Source organism: Streptomyces sp. NPDC030814 (assembly GCF_055572155.1).
In genome coordinates this window covers 360,000-366,966 of the sequence record NZ_JBVIDX010000006.1, presented here as the reverse complement: position 1 = coordinate 366,966, position 6,967 = coordinate 360,000, and the positions used below count along the sequence as shown (strand labels likewise).

General features: G+C 70.3%; 6 protein-coding genes and 1 pseudogene. 4 read left to right on the top strand and 3 right to left on the bottom strand.

Translation table 11 applies throughout. The features are described 5' to 3' along the window. Positions 1 to 209: 209 nt before the first annotated feature. The gene (locus ACZ43N_RS16470) at positions 210 to 623 is read right to left on the bottom strand and encodes a pyridoxamine 5'-phosphate oxidase family protein (RefSeq protein ID WP_468098080.1); all 414 of its coding nucleotides are present in this window, start codon (positions 621 to 623) and stop codon (positions 210 to 212) included. Positions 624 to 740: 117 nt separating this feature from the next. Here ACZ43N_RS16470 and clpB point away from each other — a divergent pair, with 117 nt between their 5' ends. Beyond that, a complete protein-coding gene (clpB, locus tag ACZ43N_RS16465) occupies positions 741 to 3,338 on the top strand; it encodes an ATP-dependent chaperone ClpB (RefSeq protein ID WP_468098078.1) in 2,598 nt (865 codons plus the stop codon). Positions 3,339 to 3,455: 117 nt separating this feature from the next. Beyond that, complete coding sequence (locus ACZ43N_RS16460; RefSeq protein WP_468098077.1) at positions 3,456 to 3,986, top strand: YbjN domain-containing protein; 531 nt, start codon at positions 3,456 to 3,458, stop codon at positions 3,984 to 3,986. A gap of 122 nt (positions 3,987 to 4,108) precedes the next feature. On the opposite strand, the pseudogene ACZ43N_RS16455 reads toward ACZ43N_RS16460, so the two are convergent. Then, positions 4,109 to 4,658 (bottom strand): annotated as a pseudogene (locus ACZ43N_RS16455) (hypothetical protein); the annotation flags it as partial. A gap of 451 nt (positions 4,659 to 5,109) precedes the next feature. Then, complete coding sequence (locus tag ACZ43N_RS16450; protein ID WP_468098076.1) at positions 5,110 to 5,661, bottom strand: ATP-binding protein; 552 nt, start codon at positions 5,659 to 5,661, stop codon at positions 5,110 to 5,112. A 176-nt stretch (positions 5,662 to 5,837) separates the two neighbouring features. Between ACZ43N_RS16450 and ACZ43N_RS16445 the strand changes: the two genes are divergently transcribed. Together ACZ43N_RS16445 and ACZ43N_RS16440 are read left to right on the top strand one after the other, a co-directional pair. Continuing rightward, complete coding sequence (locus tag ACZ43N_RS16445) at positions 5,838 to 6,755, top strand: helix-turn-helix domain-containing protein (RefSeq protein ID WP_468098178.1); 918 nt, start codon at positions 5,838 to 5,840, stop codon at positions 6,753 to 6,755. Beyond that, positions 6,709 to 6,852 (top strand): DUF397 domain-containing protein, encoded by a 144-nt coding sequence (locus tag ACZ43N_RS16440; RefSeq protein WP_468098075.1) that lies wholly within the window; start codon positions 6,709 to 6,711, stop codon positions 6,850 to 6,852. The genes ACZ43N_RS16445 and ACZ43N_RS16440 overlap by 47 nt, the downstream gene beginning before the upstream one ends. The last annotated feature ends 115 nt before the right edge of the window (positions 6,853 to 6,967 follow it).

Below are 6,967 nucleotides of genomic sequence, written 5' to 3'. Positions count from 1 at the left end.
CCTGAGCAGGAGCTCCACCCCCTCACCCCCCACCCCCCCCCCCCCCCCCCCCCCCCCCTCTCCCCCCCCCTCCCCCCCCCCCCCCCCCCCCGCTGCAGGTTTACGGGGACATTTCAGGATGCCCGCCGATTTCTTCCCGTGGTCGTCGTGGCTGAAAATGATCAACCGTCGCCCGGGGCGACTGATCGACCGCGGCCCGGGGTGACCGATCAGCCGTGGCCCAGCGCCGCCGTGAGTTCGATCTCGATGACCACCCGGTCCGGGTTGGGTCGCGGTGTCCTGCCGTACCGCTCCGCGTACCGTCGCACCGCGTCCGCGACCCGCTCGGGGTCCGTACGGACGAAGGCCCGCCCCTCCAGCGTGGCCCAGCGCCGGCCCTCCAGCTGGCAGACCGCCGCCGGGACCCCGGCCGGGCCCGCCGCCAGCACGTTCCGCGCCTTCTTGCTCTCCCTGCCGGTGATCACCCGGGCCAGCCGCGCCTCGGGGTCGTAGGTCACCCCCACGGGCACCACATGGGGTGTGCCGTCCGGACGGAGGGTCGTCAGGGTGCACACATGCCGCTCCCGCCAGAAGCGCAGATAGGCCTCATCGGGGGCACCCGGGTCCACGGAGTACTTCGCCATGGCCCGCAACCTTACGAGTCACCTCCCCCACACCGCCTTGAGTGGAATAGACTCAACTTTGTGTACGTTACTCAAGTCAGCGTGGATGAGGGCTGACGCAAGGAGGAGAACGCGAACGTGGATGCCGAGCTGACCAACAGGAGCCGGGACGCGATCAACGCGGCCAGCAACCGGGCCGTGTCCGAGGGGCACCCCGACTTCACCCCTGCCCACCTGCTGCTGGCTCTGCTCCAGGGCCAGGACAACGAGAACATCACCGATCTGCTCGCCGCCGTCGACGCCGACCAGGCGGCCGTCCGCGCCGGTGCGGAGAAGGCCCTCGCGGGCCTGCCCAGCGTGACCGGCTCCACCGTGTCGCCGCCCCAGCCCAACCGCGAGCTGCTCGCCGTGGTCGCCGACGCCCAGACCAGGGCCAAGGAACTGGGCGACGAGTACGTCTCCACCGAGCACCTCCTCATCGGGATCGCCGCGAAGGGCGGCCAGGCCGGGGACGTACTCTCCCGGCAGGGTGCGAACGCCGAGAAGCTCCAGGAGGCGTTCCAGAAGGCCAGGGGAGGACGCCGGGTGACCACAGCCGATCCGGAGGGGCAGTACAAGGCCCTGGAGAAGTTCGGTACGGACTTCACCGCCGCCGCGCGCGAGGGCAAGCTCGACCCCGTCATCGGCCGGGACCAGGAGATCCGCCGGGTCGTCCAGGTCCTGTCCCGCCGCACCAAGAACAACCCGGTCCTCATCGGCGAGCCCGGCGTCGGCAAGACCGCCGTCGTCGAGGGCCTCGCCCAGCGCATCGTCAAGGGCGATGTGCCCGAGTCCCTGAAGGACAAGCGGCTCGTCGCGCTCGACCTCGGCGCGATGGTCGCCGGGGCGAAGTACCGCGGTGAGTTCGAGGAGCGCCTGAAGACCGTCCTCGCCGAGATCAAGGAATCCGACGGTCAGATCATCACCTTCATCGACGAGCTGCACACCGTCGTCGGCGCGGGCGCCGGCGGCGACTCCGCGATGGACGCCGGCAACATGCTGAAGCCGATGCTGGCCCGCGGCGAGCTGCGCATGGTCGGCGCCACCACCCTCGACGAGTACCGCGAGCGCATCGAGAAGGACCCGGCCCTGGAGCGCCGCTTCCAGCAGGTCCTCGTCTCCGAGCCCACCGTCGAGGACACCATCGCGATCCTGCGCGGACTCAAGGGCCGCTACGAGGCCCACCACAAGGTCCAGATCGCCGACGCGGCCCTCGTCGCCGCCGCCACGCTCTCCGACCGGTACATCACCTCCCGTTTCCTGCCCGACAAGGCCATCGACCTCGTCGACGAGTCCGCCTCCCGGCTCCGCATGGAGATCGACTCGTCGCCCGTGGAGATCGACGAACTCCAGCGCGCGGTCGACCGTTTGAAGATGGAGGAGCTGGCCCTCGACAAGGAGACCGACGCCGCCTCCCGCGAGCGCCTGGAGCGGCTGCGCCGCGACCTCGCCGACAAGGAGGAGGAGCTGCGCGGCCTGAACGCCCGCTGGGAGAAGGAGAAGCAGTCCCTCAACCGCGTCGGCGAACTGAAGGAGAAGCTCGACGACCTGCGCGGCCAGGCCGAACGGGCCCAGCGCGACGGCGACTTCGACACCGCCTCCAAGCTCCTCTACGGCGAGATCCCCACCCTGGAGAAGGCCCTGGAGGCCGCCTCCGAGGCGGAGGAGGAGGCCGCCAAGGACACCATGGTCAAGGACGAGGTCGGCGCCGACGACATCGCCGACGTCGTCGCCTCCTGGACCGGCATCCCCGCCGGACGCCTCCTGGAGGGCGAGACGCAGAAGCTGCTGCGCATGGAGGAGGAGCTGGGCCGCCGCCTCATCGGCCAGACCGAGGCCGTGCGCGCCGTGTCCGACGCCGTGCGGCGCTCCCGCGCGGGCATCGCCGACCCGGACCGCCCGACCGGCTCGTTCCTCTTCCTCGGCCCGACCGGCGTCGGCAAGACCGAGCTGGCGAAGGCCCTCGCCGACTTCCTCTTCGACGACGAGCGGGCCATGGTCCGCATCGACATGTCGGAGTACAGCGAGAAGCACAGCGTGGCCCGCCTGGTCGGCGCCCCGCCCGGCTACGTCGGCTACGAGGAGGGCGGCCAGCTCACCGAGGCCGTCCGCCGCCGCCCGTACAGCGTGGTCCTGCTGGACGAGGTGGAGAAGGCCCACCCGGAGGTCTTCGACATCCTGCTCCAGGTGCTGGACGACGGCCGCCTCACCGACGGACAGGGCCGCACGGTCGACTTCCGCAACACCATCCTGATCCTCACCTCCAACCTGGGCAGCCAGTTCCTGGTCGACCCGGTCACCAGCGAGACGGAGAAGAAGGAGCAGGTCCTGGAGGTGGTCCGGGCCTCCTTCAAGCCGGAGTTCCTCAACCGGCTCGACGACCTCGTGGTCTTCTCCGCCCTGCACAAGGCCGAGCTGGAGCGGATCGCGGGCCTCCAGATCGACCGCCTCGCCAAGCGGCTCGCCGAGCGCCGCCTCACCCTGGAGGTCACCCCGCAGGCCCTGGCCTGGCTCGCCGACGAGGGCAACGACCCGGCGTACGGCGCCCGCCCGCTGCGCCGTCTCGTCCAGACCGCGATCGGCGACCGCCTCGCCAAGGAGATCCTGGCCGGCGAGGTCAAGGACGGCGACACGGTCCGGGTCGACGCCTTCGGCGATGGGCTGATCGTGGGTCCCGCGACCGGAAAGACCCTGTAGTACACGACTGCCCGATGAGGCAGGTTGCCCGGTGGGGGGCTAGGGAGAGAGGGTGGGACGTGACGTCTGGTCTCAGCGACGGCCGGACGAGCCAGACGACAGTTGGAGTGTCCAAGTATGTCCATCGACCCGTCCTCGATTCCGAACTTCGGGGGCCAGCCCGAGCCGCAGCCCGGCCCCCCGCCGGGCCCCGTGGTACCGGATCAGGACCTCGTGAAGCAGCTCCTCGACCAGATGGAGCTCAAGTACGTCGTCGACGACGAGGGTGACCTCGCGGCGCCGTGGGAGGAGTTCCGCACCTACTTCATGTTCCGTGGCGAGGGCGACCAGCAGGTCTTCTCGGTGCGCACGTTCTACGACCGTCCGCACCAGATCACCGAGAAGCCGGCCTTGCTGGAGACCATCGACGACTGGAACCGCCGCACTCTGTGGCCCAAGGTCTACAGCCACACCCACGACGACGGCACGGTCCGTCTCATCGGTGAGGCCCAGCTCCTGATCGGCACCGGCGTCAGCCTGGAGCACTTCGTCTCCTCGACCGTCAGCTGGGTCCGCGCCGCCATCGAGTTCGACAAGTGGCTCGTCGAGCAGCTCGGCCTCGCCGAGGACATCGAGGAGTCCGAGAAGCCCGAGAGCGACGACGAGTAGTCCTCGTCCGTTCGACGGCCCCGGCCCGGTGGGAACGCCGGGCCCCAGGGGCGCCCGGCGTGACTTCCGTCTGCCCCGCGACGCCCCCTGGAGCGGTACCCGGTTCACGACCACCAGGTACGCCCGTACACGTAGGAGAGCCCGGCCAGGGCGGTGACCACCACGGTGGCGTGCCAGGGCCGGGCTCTCGCCGTACGGGCGAGCGCGAGCGCCAGGGGGAGCAGAAGCGGGAAGGCCCGGCAGCAGGAAGCGCGGCTTCGACGCGAAGAAGCCGTCGCCGCCGAGCGCGATCACCAGCAGGACGGCGGTGTACACCAGCAGGGGCAGGGGTGGCCGGTCAGGAGCAGCAGCGCGAACAGCAGCAGCGCCACCGCCGCTGCCCCCGCGAGCCCGTTCGGCCGGGACAGCCCCGACGGCGCCGCGAGGGCGCCCGCCCCCACCCAGCGCCCGGTGAGCACCGCGTACAGCGCCCAGGCCGCGCACGCGGTGAGCAGCGGCTCCGTGTACGCCATCGACAGCACCACCGAGTGGGGCAGCAGCCCCCCGCAGCAGGACCAGCGCGGTCCCGGCGGCGGGACCGTGCAGCGGGGCCCCGACCGCGTACATCCCGCAGGCGGCCACCGTGGCGGCGGCCCAGGACACCAGCAGCCCCGCCGCGCCCCCGCTCAGCGGCGCCCCCTCGGTGCGCCCCACCACGAGGGTGACACCGGGCTTCGCGTTCAGCGGCAGACGTGCCTTGCGGCCGATGCCGCGAAAGCCGCTGACGCTGACGGAGTCGAGGAACACCCGGCGGTCCGGATGCGGGCCACCGGGTGTGTGCGGTGCGGTGCCCGACGCCCCGTGCCCGCCGAGTGCCTCACGGAGCATCTCCTTGGTCGCCTCGGCGAGGGTGGACGCTTCGAGGCGGCCGGTCAGCCGGGAGAGCGTCGAGGGTCCGCCGCCGTTGTCGGGAGCCTGCCCGTCGAGCTCCGGGGGCTGGTGGTGATCGTGGTGTTCCGTCATGGCGTTCTCCGCCCTTCCGTGGTCCGTTCCGATGGGAGCCGGGTGCGACGGAACAGAAGGGAGAGAAGGAGAGGGGAGCCATGATCTCGGCGATAAGGCGGGTTGTCACAACTCGTGCTGCTTAAGAGGTAGCCGACGCCTTGAGAGAGACTTCCGCCCACACCGTCTTGCCCACGCGGTGACGAGGATCCGACCCCCAGCGCATGGCCAGGACGTCCACCAGCAGTAGTCCTCGACCGGACTCGCCGTCGGGACGCGGCAAGGGCGGGGCGGCGGGCGGTCGCTTCGCGGAGGCGGCGTCGGCGACCTCGATACGCACCACCCCCGCGGTCAGGTCGAGGGCGAGTCGGAGACCGAAGTCCCGTCCGGGAACCCGGCCGTGCCGTACGGCGTTCGCGGCGAGTTCGCCGACGACGAGAGCGACGGTGCACGACGCGTCGGACGCCGCCGGGTAGCCCCACTCCGCCATGTGCCTGACGGCAAGACGCCGGGCGAGCTGTGCCCCTCGCGGGGAGGCGACGAACCGCTCGGCGATGGCGGGGAGTTCGCCCGACTCCGCCTTGGCGGCGAGCGCGACCGCCCCCGGCGCGAGGGTCGCGGTGCTCCGCCGTGGCTCGTCGATCGCGGTGCTCCGCCGTGGCTCGTCTCCCGGCGTGGTCGTTGTTGTCAGCACGGCTGGTCCGTCCTTGTCTGTCGAGCTGAGACATCTCATGGAGTACGTGAATCATCACGTTCCGTGTCCAAGAGTCGTCCGATCGCCCTACGCTCGAAAGGTGACGCAGCCTTACTTTTCAGTCCGTAAGGAACGGAAGTGACGCTTTGGCCAACGGAATTGATCCCAGCGCGTCGATGGCGGCGCTGTTCGGCGCGCGGGTGCGCAGGCTCCGTACGGCGGCCGGACTGACGCAGGCCGAGCTCGGCGACCGGACGCACGTGGTGAGCACGCGGATCACCCAGATCGAGCGGGCGTCCGGAGCGAAGCCGACGCTGGAGCTGGCACGTGCGCTGGACGCGGTCCTCGGCGCGGACGACTTGCTGGTCGAGTTGTGGCCGTACGTGTACCGGGAGGCGTTTCCGGACTGGTCGCGGAAGTTCATGGAGTGTTCGGAGCGGGCCGTGGTCATCCGTGAGTACGCGGCTCATGTGGTGCCCGGCTTGTTGCAGACGGAGGACTACGCACGGGCCGTGCTGCGAACCGGCCGGACACTCGGCAGCGAGGAGCAGTTGGAAGAGCGGGTCGTCCTTCGTATGGGACGACAGGAGCGCCTTGGTACGCCTGATCGGCCCGAGCTGTGGGTGGTGCTCGACGAGGCGGTGCTCAGACGTTCGGTCGGCGGCCAGGCGGTGATGCGTGAGCAGTTGGCGCGACTGGTCAGGACCTCAACCGAGCGTCACATCACTGTGCAAGTACTGCCGTTCGACCAAGGAGAGCACGAAGTCATGGGCGGCTCGCTTACGGTGCTCACCATGCCGGACAGCTCGGAGATCGCCTACACCGAGGGCGCGCACTACGGCCAACTCATCGAGGATCCGGACGAGGCCAGGAGTTTCGCGCTGACCTACGATCGGCTGAGGGCGGCAGCTCTGCCCCCGCTCATGTCACTCGACATGATCCGATCCGTGATGGAGGACAACCACCGTGGAGCGAAGGTCCCGTCCCGATCTGAACGGCGTCGCCTGGCGCAGGAGCAGCTACAGCAATCAGGAGGGCGGCAACTGCGTGGAGGTGGCCCACGCGTTCCGAGAGGCCGTCGTCCCGGTCCGTGACAGCAAGGTCCCGCACGGTCCGGCGCTGTGCTTCGAAGCCGCCTCCTGGGTTGCCTTCATAGGCGAGTTGAAGGCCGGGCAGCGCCACCGCCCCTGAGGCGGCCGGGCCCCGGCCACCCTGCGTCCTACCGGCTCACCGGATCCTTGTCCGCGAGGGTCCGGCGGGCCACTGACCTCCCCAAAGAACCGGGGGAAAGAACTACCCGCCCACC

Bases quoted from the DNA above. Each gene is read 5' to 3' on its own strand.
- ACZ43N_RS16470 (WP_468098080.1), bottom strand. From the start codon at position 623: ATGGCGAAGTACTCCGTGGACCCGGGTGCCCCCGATGAGGCCTATCTG.
- ACZ43N_RS16460 (WP_468098077.1), top strand. From the start codon at position 3,456: ATGTCCATCGACCCGTCCTCGATTCCGAACTTCGGGGGCCAGCCCGAG.
- ACZ43N_RS16445 (WP_468098178.1), top strand. From the start codon at position 5,838: ATGGCGGCGCTGTTCGGCGCGCGGGTGCGCAGGCTCCGTACGGCGGCC.